Annotated in this window: 20 protein-coding genes; 10 read left to right on the top strand and 10 right to left on the bottom strand. The window is 63.9% G+C overall.

Translation table 11 applies throughout. The annotated features are described in order from the left end of the window. Nucleotides 1-1041 carry an LLM class flavin-dependent oxidoreductase gene (locus GGR23_RS02395; protein WP_183364513.1) on the bottom strand — a complete coding sequence of 347 codons (1041 nt, stop codon included), beginning with the start codon at nucleotides 1039-1041 and terminating at the stop codon, nucleotides 1-3. A gap of 107 nt (nucleotides 1042-1148) precedes the next feature. Then, nucleotides 1149-2642, bottom strand: coding sequence for a glycerol kinase GlpK (glpK, locus tag GGR23_RS02390; RefSeq protein ID WP_183364512.1), 1494 nt, complete (start codon nucleotides 2640-2642; stop codon nucleotides 1149-1151). 221 nt (nucleotides 2643-2863) lie between these two features. Here glpK and GGR23_RS02385 point away from each other — a divergent pair, with 221 nt between their 5' ends. From GGR23_RS02385 to xdhC, 4 genes are all read left to right on the top strand, one after another. Then, nucleotides 2864-3637: a 3-hydroxybutyrate dehydrogenase gene (locus GGR23_RS02385; protein ID WP_183364511.1), complete on the top strand. Its 774-nt coding sequence runs from the start codon at nucleotides 2864-2866 to the stop codon at nucleotides 3635-3637. A 178-nt stretch (nucleotides 3638-3815) separates the two neighbouring features. Continuing rightward, on the top strand, nucleotides 3816-5288 hold the full coding sequence (xdhA, locus tag GGR23_RS02380) for a xanthine dehydrogenase small subunit (RefSeq protein ID WP_183364510.1): 1473 nt from the start codon (nucleotides 3816-3818) through the stop codon (nucleotides 5286-5288). A 3-nt stretch (nucleotides 5289-5291) separates the two neighbouring features. Then, nucleotides 5292-7640: a xanthine dehydrogenase molybdopterin binding subunit gene (xdhB, locus tag GGR23_RS02375; protein WP_183364509.1), complete on the top strand. Its 2349-nt coding sequence runs from the start codon at nucleotides 5292-5294 to the stop codon at nucleotides 7638-7640. Nucleotides 7641-7643: 3 nt separating this feature from the next. Then, a complete protein-coding gene (gene xdhC / locus GGR23_RS02370; RefSeq protein WP_246364851.1) occupies nucleotides 7644-8483 on the top strand; it encodes a xanthine dehydrogenase accessory protein XdhC in 840 nt (279 codons plus the stop codon). A gap of 4 nt (nucleotides 8484-8487) precedes the next feature. On the opposite strand, the gene GGR23_RS02365 is transcribed toward xdhC, so the two are convergent. Further along, the gene (locus tag GGR23_RS02365; protein WP_183364508.1) at nucleotides 8488-8916 is read right to left on the bottom strand and encodes a hypothetical protein; all 429 of its coding nucleotides are present in this window, start codon (nucleotides 8914-8916) and stop codon (nucleotides 8488-8490) included. 276 nt (nucleotides 8917-9192) lie between these two features. On the opposite strand from GGR23_RS02365, the gene GGR23_RS02360 reads away from it, so the two are divergent. Together GGR23_RS02360 and GGR23_RS02355 are read left to right on the top strand one after the other, a co-directional pair. Next, complete coding sequence (locus GGR23_RS02360; protein ID WP_183364507.1) at nucleotides 9193-9621, top strand: YeeE/YedE family protein; 429 nt, start codon at nucleotides 9193-9195, stop codon at nucleotides 9619-9621. After that, a complete protein-coding gene (locus GGR23_RS02355; RefSeq protein WP_183364506.1) occupies nucleotides 9621-10031 on the top strand; it encodes a DUF6691 family protein in 411 nt (136 codons plus the stop codon). Before GGR23_RS02360 ends, GGR23_RS02355 begins: the two co-directional genes overlap by 1 nt. Here GGR23_RS02355 and GGR23_RS02350 read toward each other — a convergent pair. Then, nucleotides 10028-10216 carry a hypothetical protein gene (locus GGR23_RS02350; protein WP_183364505.1) on the bottom strand — a complete coding sequence of 63 codons (189 nt, stop codon included), beginning with the start codon at nucleotides 10214-10216 and terminating at the stop codon, nucleotides 10028-10030. The two genes, GGR23_RS02355 and GGR23_RS02350, sit on opposite strands and share 4 nt — an antisense overlap. 98 nt (nucleotides 10217-10314) lie before the next feature. Here GGR23_RS02350 and GGR23_RS02345 point away from each other — a divergent pair, with 98 nt between their 5' ends. The 4 genes from GGR23_RS02345 to guaD all read left to right on the top strand — a co-directional run bounded on the left by GGR23_RS02345 (nucleotide 10315) and on the right by guaD (nucleotide 14343). Then, on the top strand, nucleotides 10315-11211 hold the full coding sequence (locus tag GGR23_RS02345; RefSeq protein WP_183364504.1) for a LysR substrate-binding domain-containing protein: 897 nt from the start codon (nucleotides 10315-10317) through the stop codon (nucleotides 11209-11211). A gap of 97 nt (nucleotides 11212-11308) precedes the next feature. Continuing rightward, nucleotides 11309-11644, top strand: a complete 336-nt coding sequence (locus GGR23_RS02340) for a hypothetical protein (protein WP_183364503.1) — start codon at nucleotides 11309-11311, stop codon at nucleotides 11642-11644. A 141-nt stretch (nucleotides 11645-11785) separates the two neighbouring features. Next, entirely contained in the window at nucleotides 11786-13027 is a 1242-nt protein-coding gene (puuD, locus tag GGR23_RS02335) for a urate hydroxylase PuuD (protein ID WP_183364502.1), read from the top strand. After that, nucleotides 13024-14343, top strand: coding sequence for a guanine deaminase (gene guaD, locus GGR23_RS02330; RefSeq protein ID WP_183364501.1), 1320 nt, complete (start codon nucleotides 13024-13026; stop codon nucleotides 14341-14343). The genes puuD and guaD overlap by 4 nt, the downstream gene beginning before the upstream one ends. A 52-nt stretch (nucleotides 14344-14395) precedes the next feature. Here the strand turns inward: guaD and GGR23_RS02325 are convergent, their stop codons facing one another. The 6 genes from GGR23_RS02325 to puuE are packed head-to-tail and all read right to left on the bottom strand — an operon-like array spanning nucleotide 14396 to nucleotide 17255. Further along, the gene (locus tag GGR23_RS02325) at nucleotides 14396-14662 is read right to left on the bottom strand and encodes a Txe/YoeB family addiction module toxin (protein ID WP_183364500.1); all 267 of its coding nucleotides are present in this window, start codon (nucleotides 14660-14662) and stop codon (nucleotides 14396-14398) included. 5 nt (nucleotides 14663-14667) lie between these two features. Beyond that, entirely contained in the window at nucleotides 14668-14922 is a 255-nt protein-coding gene (locus GGR23_RS02320; protein ID WP_183364499.1) for a type II toxin-antitoxin system Phd/YefM family antitoxin, read from the bottom strand. 56 nt (nucleotides 14923-14978) lie between these two features. Continuing rightward, a complete protein-coding gene (uraH, locus tag GGR23_RS02315; RefSeq protein ID WP_183364498.1) occupies nucleotides 14979-15335 on the bottom strand; it encodes a hydroxyisourate hydrolase in 357 nt (118 codons plus the stop codon). Then, a complete protein-coding gene (locus GGR23_RS02310; RefSeq protein ID WP_183364497.1) occupies nucleotides 15332-15832 on the bottom strand; it encodes an ureidoglycolate lyase in 501 nt (166 codons plus the stop codon). The genes uraH and GGR23_RS02310 overlap by 4 nt, the downstream gene beginning before the upstream one ends. Further along, nucleotides 15832-16329: a 2-oxo-4-hydroxy-4-carboxy-5-ureidoimidazoline decarboxylase gene (uraD, locus tag GGR23_RS02305; protein WP_183364496.1), complete on the bottom strand. Its 498-nt coding sequence runs from the start codon at nucleotides 16327-16329 to the stop codon at nucleotides 15832-15834. The genes GGR23_RS02310 and uraD overlap by 1 nt, the downstream gene beginning before the upstream one ends. Next, on the bottom strand, nucleotides 16329-17255 hold the full coding sequence (gene puuE / locus GGR23_RS02300; RefSeq protein ID WP_183364495.1) for an allantoinase PuuE: 927 nt from the start codon (nucleotides 17253-17255) through the stop codon (nucleotides 16329-16331). Before puuE ends, uraD begins: the two co-directional genes overlap by 1 nt. Between the last annotated feature and the right edge of the window lie 86 nt (nucleotides 17256-17341).

Below are 17341 nucleotides of genomic sequence, written 5' to 3'. Positions count from 1 at the left end.
TCAGGCCGCGTCCGTCAATGCCTTTCTGACGAGCGGCGCCACTTTCGTACCGAAAAGCTCGATGCCCCGGAGGATGTCCCGGTGCGGCATCGGACCGATCGCCATCTGCAGCAGGAAGCGGTCGTTGCGGAAGAGACGGTGATGGGCAACGATCTTCTCGGCGATGCTCTCGGGATCCCCGACGAAGTAGGCTCCGTGAGGGCCCCGCTGTGCATCGAATTCCCGGCGGCCGGAGGGGCCCCAGCCGCGCTCGCGGCCGATGCGATTCATCACTTCCGTATGCGGCCCGTAATAGATGTCCGCGGCCTTCTCCGTCGTATCGGCAATGAAACCGTGAACGTTGATGGAGGCCTTGAGCGTCGCAGGATCGTGTCCGCCCTTCTTGCCCGCCTCGCGGTAGAGGTCGAAGAGCGGCTGGAAGCGGCGCGGCTCGCCGCCGATGATGGCGATGGCAAGCGGAATACCGAGATAACCGGCGCGGGCCACCGACTGCGGCGTGCCGCCGACGGCGATCCAGACGGGCAGCTTCTCCTGGAGCGGGCGGGGATAGATGCCGAGGCCGTTGACCGGAGGACGCGTCTCGCCGGACCAGGTCAGCTTCTCGCTGTCCCGGATCTTCAGAAGCATGTCCAGCTTCTCGGTGAACAGCATGTCGTAATCGCCGAGATCGTAGCCGAAAAGCGGAAAGGACTCGATGAAGGAGCCGCGCCCCACCATGAGTTCGGCCCTGCCTTCGGACAGAAGGTCGAGCGTGGCATATTGCTGGAAGACGCGGATCGGATCGTCCGAGGATAGCACGCTGACGGCACTCGTCAGGCGGATGCGCTTGGTCCGGGCTGCCGCAGCCGCCAGAATGACCGCCGGCGCCGAGGCCGCATAGTCGGGACGGTGGTGCTCGCCCAGCCCGAAGACATCGAGGCCCACCTGATCGGCCAGTTCGATCTCTTCCAGCAGTTCCTTCAGACGACGCGCCCCTTCCGGCCCCTTCGGCACCGAGGGATCGGGATTGACGTCGGCGAAGGTGTAAAGGCCGAGTTCCATGGCGGGCGTTCTCCGTTGTTCGTTCGCAACGGACATAAGCAGGACGGGGGCGAAAGGCAAAGCCCCGCCCCCGAAACGCTGTGTTCAACCGAAGGCCGGAACCGGGATCAGCCCTGGCTCAGCGTGCGTTTCACCGCTTGGCTCCAGCCCTTGATTTTCTGGCGGCGGACCTTCTCGTCCATCTCGGGCTTGAACTGACGGTCGAGCGCCCACTGCTTCGAGAAGCCCTTCCGGTCTGGCCAGAGGCCGGCGCGGCAGGCGGCAAGCCAGGCGGCGCCGAGCGCGGTCGTCTCGAGGATCTGCGGCCGGTCGACCGGAGCATCCAGAATGTCGGCGAGCCGCTGCATGGTCCAGTCGGAGGCAACCATGCCGCCATCGACGCGCAGCACCGTGCCCTCGCCCTCGCTCTTCCAGTCCTTGCGCATGGCTTCGAGAAGATCGCGGGTCTGGTAGCAGACGGCCTCCAGCGCCGCGCGGGCAAATTCCGCGGGGCCCGTATTGCGGGTCATGCCATAAATGGCGCCGCGGGCATCCGGGTCCCAATGGGGAGCGCCGAGACCGGTGAAGGCAGGAACCAGATAGACCTCCTGGGTCGGATCGGCCCTGGCCGCAAGGTCACCCGTTTCGGATGCCTTGCCGATCACCTTCAGCCCGTCGCGCAGCCACTGGACCGCAGCACCCGCCACGAAGATCGAGCCCTCCAGCGCATAGGTCACCTCGCCGTCCAGCCGATAGGCAATGGTGGTGAGAAGCCTGTTGCGCGAGCGCGCCATGTCCTTGCCGGTGTTCAGCAGTGCAAAGCAGCCGGTGCCATAGGTGGACTTCATCATGCCCGGCTCGAAGCAGGCCTGGCCGATGGTGGCGGCCTGCTGGTCGCCGGCAACCCCGAGGATCGGGATTTCCGCGCCGAAGAGCGCCTTCTCCGTTACCCCGAAATCCGCCGAGCAGTCCTTGACCTCCGGCAGCATCTCGCGCGGTACCCGCAGGATCTCGATCAGCTCGTCGTCCCATTCCTGGGTTGCGATGTTGAACATCAGCGTGCGCGAGGCATTGGTGGCATCGGTCACGAAGCTCCGGCCGCCCGTCAGGCGCCAGATGAGGAAGGTATCGATGGTTCCGAAGCACAGCGCGCCCTTGGCCGCGCGCGAGCGGGTCCCCTTCACGTTGGCCAGCATCCAGGACAGCTTGGTGCCCGAGAAATAGGGATCGAGCAGCAGGCCCGTCTTCCGGGTAAAGGTCTTCTCGAGCCCCTGCCCCTTCAGCTTCTCGCAATAGCTCGCGGTGCGCCTGTCCTGCCAGACGATGGCGTTGTGGATGGGCTTGCCGCTGTCGCGCTCCCACACGACCACCGTCTCCCGCTGATTCGTGATGCCGATGGCCGCGATCTCGGCTGCGGCAATGTCCGCCTTGCGCATCGCCTCCTTCACGGACCAGACCACGCTTTCCCAGATCTCCTCCGGATCGTGCTCCACCCAACCGGATTTCGGGAAGATCTGGGTGAATTCCTTCTGGCCGGTGGCCACGATCTTCATCTTGTCGTCGAACAGGATCGCCCGGCTGGACGTGGTGCCCTGATCGATTGCCAGCACATATTTCGCCATGGTCCTCCCCCCGTGAATGCAAATGGCTTGATTTTCGCCTAACTCAACAAATTGCGAAAACGAATGTCAAACGAAAACGAAACGAAACCTCTGTTGTTCTCTCGCCTGCGTGCCCGGACGTTTGGACAATGGACACTTCCGCCGCTTTGCGCATAGTTTCCATCATGGGACCGGGGATGCAAGCGCCCGGCAACAACGGATGCAGGAAGAGGAGTTCGAGGATGAAGAGAGCGGCAGTCATCACCGGTTCGACGAGCGGCATCGGCCTCGCCATCGCGACGGCACTGGCCAGATCCGGCGCGGACGTGATGCTGAACGGCTTCGGCCCGGCCGAGGAGATCGACGCCATCGTGGCGCGGCTGAAGGCGCATGGCGGCCGCGTGGCCTATCACGGCGCCGACATGACGAAGCCGGAGGAGATCGAGGACCTGATCGCCCGGACCCACAGGGATTTCGGCTCGCTCGACGTGCTGGTGAACAATGCCGGCATCCAGCATGTGGAGAAGATCGAGGACTTCCCGGTGGCGAAGTGGGACCAGATCATCGCGATCAACCTCTCCTCCTCCTTCCACACCATGCGGGCCGCCATTCCTTTGATGAAGGCGAAGGGCAAGGGCCGCATCATCAACATCGCCTCGGCGCACGGGCTGGTCGCCTCGCCCTTCAAGGCCGCCTATGTGGCGGCCAAGCACGGCATCATGGGCCTCACCAAGACTGCAGCCCTGGAGCTTGCCGAATTCGGCATCACCGTCAACGCCATCTGCCCCGGCTATGTGCTGACGCCGCTGGTGGAAAAGCAGATCCCGGATACGGCACGCACCCGCGGCATCACCGAAGCGCAGGTGAAATCGGACGTGATGCTGAAGTTCCAGCCGACAAAGGACTTCGTTTCCGTGGAAGAGGTGGCTGCAACGGCGCTTTTCCTCGCCTCCGACGAAGCCCGCCAGATCACCGGAACGCACTTTTCCATCGATGGCGGGTGGACCGCGCAATAACGCGAAAAACCGGGCGACGGGACCCGTTTCCGGCTCCCGCCCCCCTCCTTTTGCACCAGAATTTATACCGCTAATCGTCTTTTCAGGTTCATTTGCCCCGAAATCTGGCCCACACTGCCCATTGCATCTGCCTTGCGATTTGATCACTCTCAAGCAGGAACGACAACAAGGGAACGTCATGGCATCCATCATCCGGTTTCTGCTGAACGGCGAAGAAGTCGCGCTGTCCGACATCGCGCCGACCGATACGCTTCTCGACTATCTGAGACTGAGGAAGCGCCTGACGGGAACCAAGGAAGGCTGTGCCGAGGGCGATTGCGGCGCCTGCACGGTTCTGGTCGGGCGGCTGGTCGACGGAGCGCTCGCCTATGAGGGAGTGAACGCCTGCATCCGCTTCCTCGGCTCGCTCTCCGGCACCCATGTGGTGACCGTGGAGCATCTGGCCGGCAGCGATGGCGCGCTGCACCCCATCCAGCAGGCGATGGTCGACTATCACGGCTCCCAATGCGGCTTCTGCACGCCCGGCTTCGTGATGTCGCTCTACGGCCTCTGGCTTTCGCACGAGAACCCGGGCCGGCCGGAGATCGAGCGTGCGCTTCAGGGCAATCTCTGTCGCTGCACCGGCTACGAGCCGATCGTGAAGGCGGCACTGGCCGTCACGCGCGACCGGCCGAGCGTGCTTTTCGATCCGCTGGAAAAGACGCGGACGGAAATCATGGCACGGCTGTGGACCATGCAGGTGAACGAACGGGTCACCATCTCGAAGGACGGTCTGAGCCTGATCGTCCCCTCCTCCGCACAGGATCTCGCGGAGGTGCTGGCAGACAATCCGCAGGCCACCGTCGTCGCCGGCTCCACCGATGTGGGGCTATGGGTGACGAAGCAGATGCGGCAGATCAATCCGGTCGTCTTCATCAATCATCTGGCAGAGCTGCAGGCGGTCGATCTCTCGTCGGACGGCATCCGCATCGGCGCCGGCGTCACCTACAGCCAGGCGATGGAAGTGCTCGCCCGGAACATCCCCGGCCTTCAGCCGCTTCTCTGGCGGCTCGGTGGCGAGCAGGTGCGCAACATGGGCACCATCGGAGGCAACATCGCCAACGGCTCGCCCATCGGAGACATGCCCCCGCCGCTGATCGCGCTTGGCGCCACCGTGCATCTGCGCTCCGCTGCCGGCGGCCAGCGGAGCATGCCGCTCGAAAACTATTTCATCGCCTACGGGAAGCAGGCGCGCGAGCCGGGCGAGTTCGTCGAGGCGGTCACCGTGCCGCGGCCCGCCCGCGACGCGCATTTCGCGGTCTACAAGATCTCCAAGCGGCGTGACGAGGACATCTCCGCCCTCTGCGGCGCCTTCCATGTGGTGCTCGGTGAAGGCGGTCGCGTCTCGCACGCGGTCATCGCCTTCGGCGGCATGGCCGCGACACCCAAGCGGGCCCGCGCGGTGGAGAAGGCGCTTCTGGGCAAGCCCTGGACAGTCGAGACGATCGAAGCCGCCAAGGCCGCCTTCGATCAGGACTACCAGCCGCTGACCGACTGGCGCGCCACCGCGGACTATCGCCAGCTGACGGCCAGAAACCTGCTGACCCGCTTCTATCTGGAAACGACCGGCGAGCCGCAGGAACTGAAACGCTTTGCGGCCGGGGAGGCCTGAGACATGGACAACAAGGCCCTGGACATCGCACCCCTGGAAATTCGCGGCCCCATGCATTCGACGCTTCGCCACGACAGCGCCCACAAGCATGTGAGCGGCACCGCCGAATATATCGACGACATGCCGGAGCCGGCGGGCCTGCTGCATGGCGCACTCGGCCTGTCCGACCGGGCCCATGCCGAGATCCTGTCGATGGATCTTTCCGCCGTTACGGCCTATCCCGGTGTCGTCGCCGTTCTCACCGGCGCCGATGTTCCGGGGGAAAACGACGTCAGCCCTTCCGGCAAGCACGACGAACCGCTTCTGGCCGACCGGCTGGTACAGTTCCACGGCCAGCCCGTCTTTGCCGTGATTGCCGAGACCCGGGATGCCGCGCGGCGGGCCGCGCGTCTCGCGAAGATTACCTATCGTGACCTGCCCTTCTGGACCGACATCGACGGAGCGCTCGCCAATGGAGCACCCGTCGTCACCGATGGCATGACCCTGTCGCGCGGCGATGCCAGGGCGGCGCTCGAGGACGCACCCCGCCGGCTGAAGGGCGAGATGCGGATCGGCGGTCAGGAGCATTTCTATCTGGAAGGCCATATCGCCCTTGCCATTCCCGGAGAGGACGAGGACGTGACCGTCTGGTCCTCCACACAGCATCCGAGCGAGGTGCAGCATATGGTCGGCCATGTGCTCGGCATTGCCTCGAACGCGGTGACGGTGAACACGCGCCGCATGGGCGGCGGCTTCGGCGGCAAGGAAACCCAGGGCAACCAGTTTGCCGCCCTTGCCGCGCTGGCGGCCAAGAAGCTGAAGCGGGCGGTGAAATTCCGCCCAGACCGCGACGAGGACATGACCGCGACGGGCAAGCGGCACGACTTCCTCGTCTCCTACGATGTCGGCTTCGACGACGAGGGGCGCATCCACGCGGTCGACGCGACCTATGCGGCGCGCTGCGGCTATTCCGCAGACCTTTCCGGCCCCGTGACGGATCGCGCCCTTTTCCATGCCGACAACAGCTACTTCTATCCGAACGTTCACCTGACCTCGAAGCCGCTCAAGACCCACACGGTCTCGAACACCGCCTTCCGCGGCTTTGGCGGACCGCAGGGCATGGTGGGCTGCGAGCGGATCATCGAGGAAATCGCCTATGCGCTCGGCAAGGATCCGCTGGAGATCCGCAAGGCGAATTTCTATGGGCCGAAGGGCTCCGGGCGCGACGTCACGCCCTACCATCAGCAGGTGGAAGACAACATCATCGACCGGGTCGTCTCGGAGCTGGAAGCCTCCTCCGACTATCAGGAACGCCGCCGCGCGATCATCGACTTCAACCGCAACAGCCGCGTGATCCGGAAGGGCATAGCCCTTACACCGGTGAAGTTCGGCATCTCCTTCACCATGACCGCCTTCAACCAGGCAGGAGCCCTGGTGCATGTCTATTCGGACGGTTCGATCCACCTGAACCACGGTGGCACGGAGATGGGCCAGGGGCTCTACACCAAGGTGGCCCAGGTGCTGGCGGATGCCTTCCAGGTGGATATCGACAAGGTGAAGATCACCGCCACCACCACCGCCAAGGTACCGAACACCTCCGCAACGGCCGCCTCCTCCGGCACGGACCTCAACGGCGCAGCGGCCTACGATGCCGCCCGCCAGATCAAGACCCGGCTGATCGCCTTTGCTGCGGAGCGGTGGAACGTCGCGCCCGAGAGCATCCGCTTTGCGCCCAACCGGGTGGAAATCGGCAACAAGGAAACCATCCCCTTCCCCGATTTCATCCGGCTTGCCTATTTCGCCCGGGTGCAGCTCTCGGCCGCCGGGTTCTACAAGACACCGAAGATCCACTGGGACCGCGCCGCCGGCCGCGGCACGCCCTTCTACTATTTTGCCTATGGGGCGTCGGTCACGGAGGTGTCCATCGACACGCTGACCGGCGAATATCTCATCGACCGTGCGGATATCCTCCACGATGTCGGGAAGTCGCTGAACCCCGCCCTCGATATCGGCCAGGTGGAAGGGGCCTATGTGCAGGGCATGGGCTGGCTCACCACGGAGGAGCTGTGGTGGGACAACAAGGGCCGCCTCAGGACGCACGCGCCCTCGACCTACAAGATCCCCCTCGCGTCGGACCGCCCGAAGATCTTCAACGTCAGTCTCGCGGAGTGGTCGGAAAACACCGAGGCGACGATCGGCAAGTCGAAGGCAGTGGGCGAACCGCCCTTCATGCTGGCAATCTCGGTGCTTGAGGCGCTGTCCATGGCCGTGGCAAGCGTTGCCGATTACCGCATCTGCCCGCGTCTCGACGCACCGGCGACGCCGGAGCGCATCCTCATGGCCGTGGAGCGGCTGAAGGCCGCGAGGACCTGAGCCTTGGCGGGGCCCTCCGACAGCGGCACGGGCGGCAGGGCAAGCGCACTCTGCGCCTTCCTGGAGACGCCGGAAGACACGATGCTCGTGCGCCTTGCCAGGGTCGAGGGGTCGGCTCCCCGCGAGGAGGGCACCTTCATGCTGGTGCGCCCGCAGGCGCTGTTCGGCACGATCGGCGGAGGGTTCGCGGAATTCGATGCCATCGCCCATGCCCGGGCATTGCTGTCCGGCAACGAGACCGCATGGCAGAAGATCATCATCCTCGGCCCTGATACCGGCCAGTGCTGCGGAGGACGCCTCACCCTCGACTTCCGGCCGGTGGACGGGGATCTTGCGGCTCGACTCATACGGGAGGAGAAGGCGGCCGAAGCGGAGAACCGCGCCGTCGTCCTGTTCGGCGCGGGCCATGTCGGCAAGGCGCTTGCGCGCGCGCTGGCACCCCTTCCCTTCCGCGTGACCGTCGTCGAGACCCGCAGCGACGAGTTGCAGGGGCTACCCGATGGCGTCGACACCGTTCTGACGCCCATGCCGGAAGCCGTGCTGAGGGATGTTCCGGCCGGCGCGGCGGTGGTCATCCTCACCCACGACCATGCGCTGGATTTCCTGATAGCGAAGGAAGCGCTCGAGCGGCAGGACCTTGCCTATGTCGGCATGATCGGATCGGCGACAAAGCGCGCGAGCTTTGCCGGATTCTGGCGGCGAGAGGGTGGTGACCCCGCCCTTCTCGACCATCTGACCCTTCCGGTCGGAGGCAACGCCGTCAAGGACAAGCGGCCTGCCGTCATCGCAGCGCTCGTGGCGGCGGAACTGCTGATGCTTCCACCGCGGGGCGCACGACCCTAGGCGGTCAGACTTCCTCCGGCCCGTCCCTGCCGCCGAGAAGACGCAGCAACTCGGCTGCACTGTCACCCACCGGTGGGAGCTCCTGCCGGGCCGCTTCGAGATCGGCGCGCGTGGCAGATTCGCTGCCCTGAATTCCAAGCGTCTGAAACAGCATCTCCATGTCCGCATCGCCTTCCGCAACTTCGAAGGCGGGTTCGGGAGCATCCGCATCACCTGTGCGATCGGCCTGCATCATGGTCAGGATGTCCATGGCCTTGCCCATCATCCGCTCCAGGGACGGCCCGGGGGGCTCGGCTGCAGGCGAGAGGGCAGCGCGGGCACGCGCCGGCTCGGGCGACAACAGATCGCCAAGCCCGCCCTCAGCGATGGCTTCAGGCCTCACGGAGACCGTTTTCTGAACGACGACGGGAGAAGTCGGGGTCACGCTGGTCATGGCGGCTGTCCGTTCCAAAGTGGCTGCGGCTTTTCATGGCCGAAGCAGTTTACCATTTGTTAACGGTCTATCGCAGGCAAGGCGGCGCTCACAATGCGAGAAAGCGGAAGATTACCCGTAATTGACATCGGCCCGAGCACAGCTGCGGAAAGCACGAATCATCAGAGCAGACCGGAGCAAGGGAACGCCGGCTGCGAACTAGTTTTCATAAAAAACTATTTGCACTGACACACAAGAGCGCCTACCTCCCCGTCGGTTCAGGACGGAGATAGACGCATGGAGCCTCTTCACCCCCTCTGGCCGCTTGCGGGCGGTGCACTGATCGGCCTTTCGGCCGGGCTCTACCTGCTGCTCGCCGGGCGGGTCGCCGGAATTTCCGAGCTGGCGGCGGGTGCGACCGGCCTTTCGCGGCGCGGCTTCCGTCCGCAGGCTGCGATTTTCGTTCTCGGGCTGATAGGCGGGGCCTGGCTCGCCGCACATTTCGTGCGGATGCCGGAGGTGGTGCTGCCCGTCCCGGCGCTTCCACTGGCAGTCGCCGGCCTGCTGGTGGGGTTCGGCTCCCGGCTGGGCTCCGGTTGCACGAGCGGGCATGGCGTGTGCGGCATGGCGCGTCTTTCGAAGCGCTCCATCGTTGCGACGCTCACCTTCATGGCCACGGCGATGGTGACCGTTTTCATCGTGCGCCACGGTCTGGGAGGCTTCTGATGCGTTACGTCGCGACCCTGCTCTGCGGCCTGTTGTTCGGCATCGGCCTCACCGTCTCCGACATGATCAACCCCAGCCGGGTGCTCGGGTTTCTGGATCTCTTCGGCACGTGGGATCCCTCTGCGGCCTTCGTTTTCGCCGGCGCCCTGCCGGTCTCGGCCCTCGCCTACTGGCTCTCGCGCCAGCGAAGCAGGCCGGTCTTCGACGAAGGCTACCATCTGCCGGAAGGAAACCGGATCGATCGCCGCCTGATCGGCGGCGCCGTGATCTTCGGCATCGGCTGGGGCATTGCCGGCTTCTGCCCGGGTCCTGCCCTCGTCGCGACGATCAGCGGACAGACAGGCGTCTTCCTGTTTCTCGGCGCCATGTTCCTCGGCATGGCCATTCACAGGATGACCCTCCGCGCCTAGCGCATCAGGATATCGTCGCGGATGCTGGGGTTCCCGTCCCGGAAGCCCAGGTCGCGCTGCTGCCAGTCCGGCATGTCGTCCCGGTCAAGACGCGGGAGCGTCTCCCCTGTTCCGAAGCCGGCCAGCGAGGAAATACGGTCTGCAAGGCGCATCACGAGCGTGCGCCGGCGTGCTGCCGTCGTCATGGCATATCTCCTTTTCTTGATCCATGATGACAGTCTGGCCCTGAAAACGCTGAAAATCCAATTGAATGATTTCGGCTATGGATTAAACTGCCTTATGCATGACCACGCCAAAGCAACTTCCTCTCAACGCCCTGCGCGCCTTTGAAGCCACAGCCCGCCTGATGAGCTTCACCAAGGCCGGAGAAGAACTCGGCCTGACGCAGGCGGCCGTGAGCTACCAGATCCGGCTCCTCGAAGAGCAGCTCGGAAGACCGCTTTTCGTCCGGAAACCCCGGCAGATCGCCCTGACGCCCGCGGGCGAGCGCCTCCTGCCCGAAGTTTCCGAGGCCTTCACGATGCTGAGAAAGGCCATCGGCAGTTTCACCCGCGACGATGACGGAACCATCGTGCTGACCGCGACCCCCACCTTTACCGCCCAGTGGCTGACGCGGCATCTTGTGTCCTTCCACCAGCGAAATCCTGGCATGGCGCTGCAGCTCTTCTCCACCCACCGCATGTGCTATTTCGACAGCGACCCTATCGACATCGCCATTCGTGTCGGGGATGGCAACTGGCCGGGACTGGAGGCGCACAAGCTCTTCCAGACCGACTTTACGCCCATGCTCTCGCCGGCACTGCTTGCAAAAGCGGGGCCGCTCGACCATCCGGCCGACCTGCTGCGCCTGCCCATTCTCGACCCGCGCGACCCCTGGTGGCTGCACTGGTTCCGGGAGGCGGGCGTGCCCGAGCCGGACCTGAAGGATCAGCCGCCAAACCAGTTCGGCGCGCAGATGCTGGAAGCCAACGCCGCCATGGCCGGACAGGGTGTCGCCATCCTCACGCCCGGCTTCTACCGCGCGGAAATTGCGGCCGGCCTGTTGGTCACCCCCTTTCCGCAGCTCTCCAGCGATCGCTCCGCGCACTGGCTGGCCTATCCGAAGGCACGCGCAGGCGCTCGCAAGATACGCCTCTTTCGGGACTGGATCCTGTCCGAAGTCGCCCGCGACTTTACCTGAACAGGTGCAACAGTCGCGCGAACGGCCCGTTGCATTTACCTTTTGTTCATGGCGGTAAAATATGATTTCCTAATTTAGATATTTTAAGGGGAATTTCATGAGCAGTGTTACAGGTGCCACCGCCGTTTCCCTTTCCGCGTCCGGGGCCGGCGTATCCTCTTCGGAAGGCAGCCGGCTTGCCGATCTGCAGTCCGCGCTGTCAGCCAAGCGCAGCGCCCTCGCCAGGGCGAGGTCGGAACCGGAGAAAGCCGCACTCCAGGCCGAGATTGACATGCTGGAAAGGCAGATCGAGGAGCTGAAGACCAGGCGGGATGCATCCGGAGACGGCAACGCGCAGGCGAGGGCCGCCGAGGAACAGGCACGGCTTCTTGCGCCCTCCAGCGAGGGATTCGATGCGCAAGCGCCGTTCGGCACGCGGACGCTCTATCTCTAGAAACGGCCCTGCCACGATTGAATTTAGAGGCAGAGCCAGCGCCCCCGGGGCTGCCATCCCCATGTTTCCCATGCTTCCCCCTTCCCTTTCGGCTGCTTTTTGCGCAGTTTGAAGCGAAAACAGCGAATGCAGGGGGACCGGATGTACGAATATGCCATAGCGTGGGAATGGCTTGCCTTTGCGGTGCGCTGGCTCCATGTCGTGACCGCTATCGCCTGGATCGGCTCATCCTTCTATTTCATCGCGCTGGATCTCGGTCTCGTGAAGCGGGATCATCTGCCCGTGGGGGCCTATGGCGAGGAGTGGCAGGTTCACGGGGGCGGTTTCTATCACATCCAGAAATATCTGGTGGCGCCCGCGCAGATGCCGGAGCACCTGACGTGGTTCAAGTGGGAAAGCTACATGACCTGGCTTTCCGGCTTCGCCATGCTGGCCGTGGTCTATTACGGCGGGGCGGACCTGTTCCTCATCGACCGGCACGTTCTGGATCTTACCCAGTGGCAGGCCATCGGCCTTTCCATGGCCTCGCTCGCCATCGGCTGGATCATCTATGACCAGCTCTGCAAGTCGCCTCTCGGCAAGAACATCTGGGGCCTGATGGCCGTTCTCTATGTGGCGCTCGTCGCCATGGCCTGGGGCTATACGCAGGTCTTCACCGGTCGCGCCGCCTTCCTGCATCTTGGCGCATTTACCGCGACGATCATGTCCGCCAACGTGTTCTTCATCATCATCCCCAACCAGAAGATCGTCGTGGCGGACCTGATCGCCGGGCGCACGCCAGACCCGAAATATGGCGTGATTGCCAAACAGCGCTCGCTGCACAACAACTACCTGACCCTGCCGGTCATCTTCTTCATGCTGTCGAACCACTATCCGCTGGCATTTGCCACGGAGTTCAACTGGGTGATCGCCGCGCTCGTCTTCCTGATGGGCGTGACGATCCGGCACTGGTTCAACACCACCCATGCCCGCAAGGGGCGCCCCACCTGGACATGGATCGTGACGCTTCTGATCTTCATCGTCATCATGTGGCTTTCGACCGTGCCGAAGGCCCTGACCGGCGGTGAGGAGAATGCCGCAGCCGCTCCTGTCTTCCAGCGCTTTGCCTCCAACCAGCATTTCGGCGCCGTGGTCGAAACCGTCTCGGCCCGCTGCTCCATGTGCCATGCGGCAGAGCCCGTATGGGAAGGGCTTGCCCGACCGCCGAAGCAGGTCAAGCTCGAGAGCGAGGCGGAGATCGCCTCCCATGCCCGCGAAATCTATCTTCAGGCCGGCCGCAGCCACGCCATGCCGCCGGGCAACGTCACCGACCTGACCCCCGAGGAGCGCCGGCTGATCGTCGCCTGGTACGAAACCGCCGTTTCCGGGGAGAAGACCCAATGACCTCGCTGCTGATCCGTGGGCGCCTTCTCTCCTTCAAGCGGGCGCCGCTCTCGCGGGACGATGCGGCGAGCTACTCTTACGAGCCTGACGGGGCGGTTCTCGTCGTCGACGGCACGATCCGGGCATCCGGCAGCTATGGCGAGGTGATCGAGGAAGCGGAAGACGGCGTGCCGGAGGTGGATCACCGCCCGCACCTGATCCTGCCCGGCTTCATCGACACCCATCTTCATTTTCCGCAAATGCAGGTGATCGGCTCCTATGCCGCCAACCTGCTGGAATGGCTGAACACCTATACCTTCATCGAGGAGCAGCGCTTCGCCGATCCCGCCCATGGCGCGCGCATTGCGGTGCGTTTCTTCGACGAGATGCTGCGGCATGGCACGACGACGGCGGTTGCCAATTGCTCGGTGCACAAGGCCTCCGCCGATGCCTTCTTCGCCGAGAGCCTGAAGCGCAACATGCGGATGATCGCCGGCAAGGTGATGATGGACCGCAACGCGCCCGAGGCCCTGCGCGATACCGCCCGATCCGGCTACGACGACACGAAGCAGGTGATCTCGGACTGGCACGGCAAGGGTCGCAACCATGTGGCGATCACGCCGCGCTTTGCCATCACGTCCACGCCGGAGCAGATGGAGGCTTCGGGCGCGCTTGCCCGCGAATATCCGGACCTCCACGTCCAGACCCATCTTTCCGAGAACCGCGAAGAGATCGAGTTCACCTGCTCGCTCTATCCCGACGCGAAGGACTACACCGATATCTACGACCGCTATGGCCTGCTGGGGCCGAAGAGCCTTTTCGGCCACTGCATCCATCTCTCCGACCGGGAGGCGGACGTGATGAGCGAGAGCGGTTCGGTCGCCGTTCACTGCCCGACGTCGAACCTTTTCCTCGGCTCCGGCCTCTTTCCCCTCCGCCGCCTGACGCAGCGCGAAAAGCCGGTGCGCGTCGCCTTTGCAACCGATATCGGCGGCGGCACCAGCTATTCCATGCTGCGCACGCTGGACGAGGCCTACAAGATCCAGCAGCTGCTGGGCGAGCGCCTCAACCCCTTCGAAAGCTTCTACTTCGCGACCCTCGGCAATGCGGAGGCCCTCTCCCTCTCCGACCGGATCGGCACGCTGGAACCGGGCACGGACGCCGACCTCGTCGTCCTCAATGCCGCAGCCACACCTGCCATGGCGCTGAAGATGGAGGCGGTCTCCACGCTCTCGGAAGAGCTCTTCCTGCTCCAGACACTCGGCGACGACCGTTCGGTGGTGGAAACCTATGTGGCAGGAAAGGCTTCGAAATCGACAATCGGCATTGCCGGCTGAACGCCGGGCGCGGAGGCCGGTCATCGGACCGATGACACGCTCCTGTTCGCATTCAATAATGGTAGCGGCACTGGGCGACAATCAGCACGGCGTCTGCGCCCGTGCCGCGAACCGTATAAACCAGCCTATGCTCCTGCGTGATCCGTCGTGACCAGAAGCCGCGCAATTGGCCTTTGAGCGGCTCAGGCTTGCCGATGCCCTCGAAGGGATGGCGCATCGCATCGCGCAACAGTTCATTGATGCGGGCAACCACCTTCATGTCTGTCTGCTGCCAATAGACATAGTCTTCCCAAACCGTGGGAGCCCACTGCAGCTTCATCCCGTTTACTCAACAGGATCGTGGCTGACGAGATTGCGATTGGCAGCGATATCGGCAACCGCATCCAGCAGGTGCCGGGCATTGGCGGGAGACGAAAGCAGGTGGAGCGTTTCCAGCATGCCTTCATATTCATCCTTGTCGACCATGATGACGGAGGACTTGTCGCGTCGGGTGATCTCGACCGGCACGCGGTCACGCGTCACCGTATCCAGAAGGCTCGCCAGTTCTTCCCGTGCCTTTGAAAAATTGACCGACTGCATGGATACCTCCATTTAACCTGTACAACATATCGTACAAGTAACCACTCTTCAAGCCGTCAGCTCCCCCTGTAGGTGGAATACCCATAGGGCGAGAGCAGCAGGGGCACGTGGTAGTGGGCCGTCGTGTCCGAGATTCCGAAACGGATGGGGATCACGTCGAGGAATGGCGGATCGGTGAGCCGCGTTCCCAGCCGGCGGAGATAGTCTCCTGCCTTGAACACAAGCTCGTATTCGCCGACGAGGAAGCTGTCACCGATCAGGATCGGACCCCCATCGACGCGGCCGTCGGAATTGGTGGCGACGGTGCGGATCTTCTCGCGCTGGTCGCCGTGCAGCCGGTAGAGATCGATCTCCAGTCCCTCGGCAGGCTTGCCGAGCGCGGTGTCGAGCACATGGGTGGTCAGGCCGGTCATGGGGTCGGCTCCTCGATTTCATAGGGGTTGTCGAAGAAGAACTCTTCGAGATTGTTGCCGGGGCCTTCGCGGTCCGCAATCAGGAAGTCGCAGACCGTCCCGAGCGCCATCAGCGGATGGTGCCAGACATTGCGGTGATAGTTCACGCCCTGATGCGCGCCGGCCAGGAACACCCGGGGACGTCCGGGACGTCCATCCTCGTCAGGCGAGACGACCACGAGATAGGGCCTGCCGGAGAGCGGGGAAAAGCTCTGGCTGCCGAGCGGATGCCGCTCCATCATGTCGAGGCTGTAGGGAAAGCGGCGCGGCTGTCCCCGGAAGATGTTGAGGATCACCGAAGCGCCTTCGCCGACCACCTCCGGCCGCGCCAGCGCATGGTGACGTTCCGTCGTGCCGCCGTTGATCATGCGGATGCTGTCGGCACGGCATTCGATGACGTCGCCGAAGGGCGCGAATGCCTCGCGGGTCAGGGGTTCGATCGCAAGCCGCTCGCTCATCATGCCTCCGGCAGAAGAGCGTCCAGGCGCAGCCGGACGATCCGCTCCACCTGCGCGCAGGCGGTGGCGAATTCCTCTTCCTGCGTGTTGCCGACCCGCTTTTCGAAGGCCGTGAGAATGTCGTGGCGATCGAGACCCTTGACCGCGATGATGAAGGGAAAGCCGAAGCGCGCCTGATAGGCATCGTTGAGTTCGGTGAAGCGACGGTGCTCCTCGGGCGTCAGCCGGTCGAGGCCGGCACCGGCCTGTTCCTTCTTCGAGTCCTCGGTCAATTCGCCGGCAATCGCCAGGCGTCCGGCAAGGTCGGGATGGGCGCGCAGCACGCCGAGGCGTTCCTCGTGGCTTGCAGCCCGGAACGCCCCGACAAGTGCCGCATGAACGCTGGCCGCCGTCAGCGGTTCGGTGACCGTCCCGGCATCGAAGGCGCGTTCCGCGATGAAGGGAGAATGCTCGACGATGCCGCCGAAGCGATCCACGAACTCCTTGCGACCGATCATTACAGCGTCTCCGGCTTGTGATGGGCGTGCCAGTGGCGGGCGATGTCGACGCGGCGGGGAATCCACACCTTCTCGTGGCTCTGGATGTAGTCGATGAAGCGGCGCAGGCCCTGGATGCGGCCCGGACGGCCCACGAGCCGGCAATGGAGGCCGATCGACATCATCTTGGGCTTGCCTTCGACACCCTCCTGATAGAGCGCATCGAAGCTGTCCTTGAGGTAGTCCTCGAAATGCGATCCGGTATTGAAGCCCTGCGCGGTCGCAAATCGCATGTCATTGGCATCGAGCGTGTAGGGAATGATGAGGTGCGGCTTGTCGGGCGTCTTCCCCTTGATCCAGTAGGGCAGGTCGTCCGCATAGCTGTCGGAGGAATAGAGAAGCCCGCCGTCTTCCATGGCCAGGCGCTCCGTATGCATGGAGGCGCGGCCCGTATACCAGCCGAGCGGGCGCTCCCCCGTCACCTTTTCGTGCAGCTCCATGGCCAGGCGGAAATGCTCCTTCTCCGCCTCGTAAGTGTAATCCTTGTAGTCGATCCACTTGTAGCCGTGCGAGGCGATTTCCCAGCCGGCCTCCTTCATGCCCTCGATGGCATCGGGGCTGCGGGCAATGGCGGTCGCAACCGCATAGACGGTGGCCGGAATCTGCTTTTCCTGAAACAGCCGCCACAGGCGCCAGAAGCCGGCGCGCGACCCGTATTCGTAGATCGATTCCATGTTGAAATGCCGCTGGCCGGGCCAGGGCTGGGCACCGACGATCTCCGAAAGAAAGGCTTCCGAAGCCGCATCGCCGTGGATGATGTTGTTTTCGCCGCCTTCCTCGTAGTTGACGACGAACTGCACGGCCACGCGGGCGCCGCCCGGCCATTTCGCGTCGGGCATGTCCCGGCCATAGCCGCGCATATCGCGGGGATAGTTAGAAAAATCCATAGGGCACCTTCTGAATATCGATGCCCTGACGGTATCATTCCGAAGCCGATTGTCGAGAGCGGACCCCGAACGAAACCGGGGACAAT

Origin of the sequence: Gellertiella hungarica (assembly GCF_014197145.1) — a bacterium.
Lineage (GTDB): Bacteria > Pseudomonadota > Alphaproteobacteria > Rhizobiales > Rhizobiaceae > Gellertiella > Gellertiella hungarica.
This window is presented reverse-complemented; position numbering and strand designations above follow the sequence as displayed.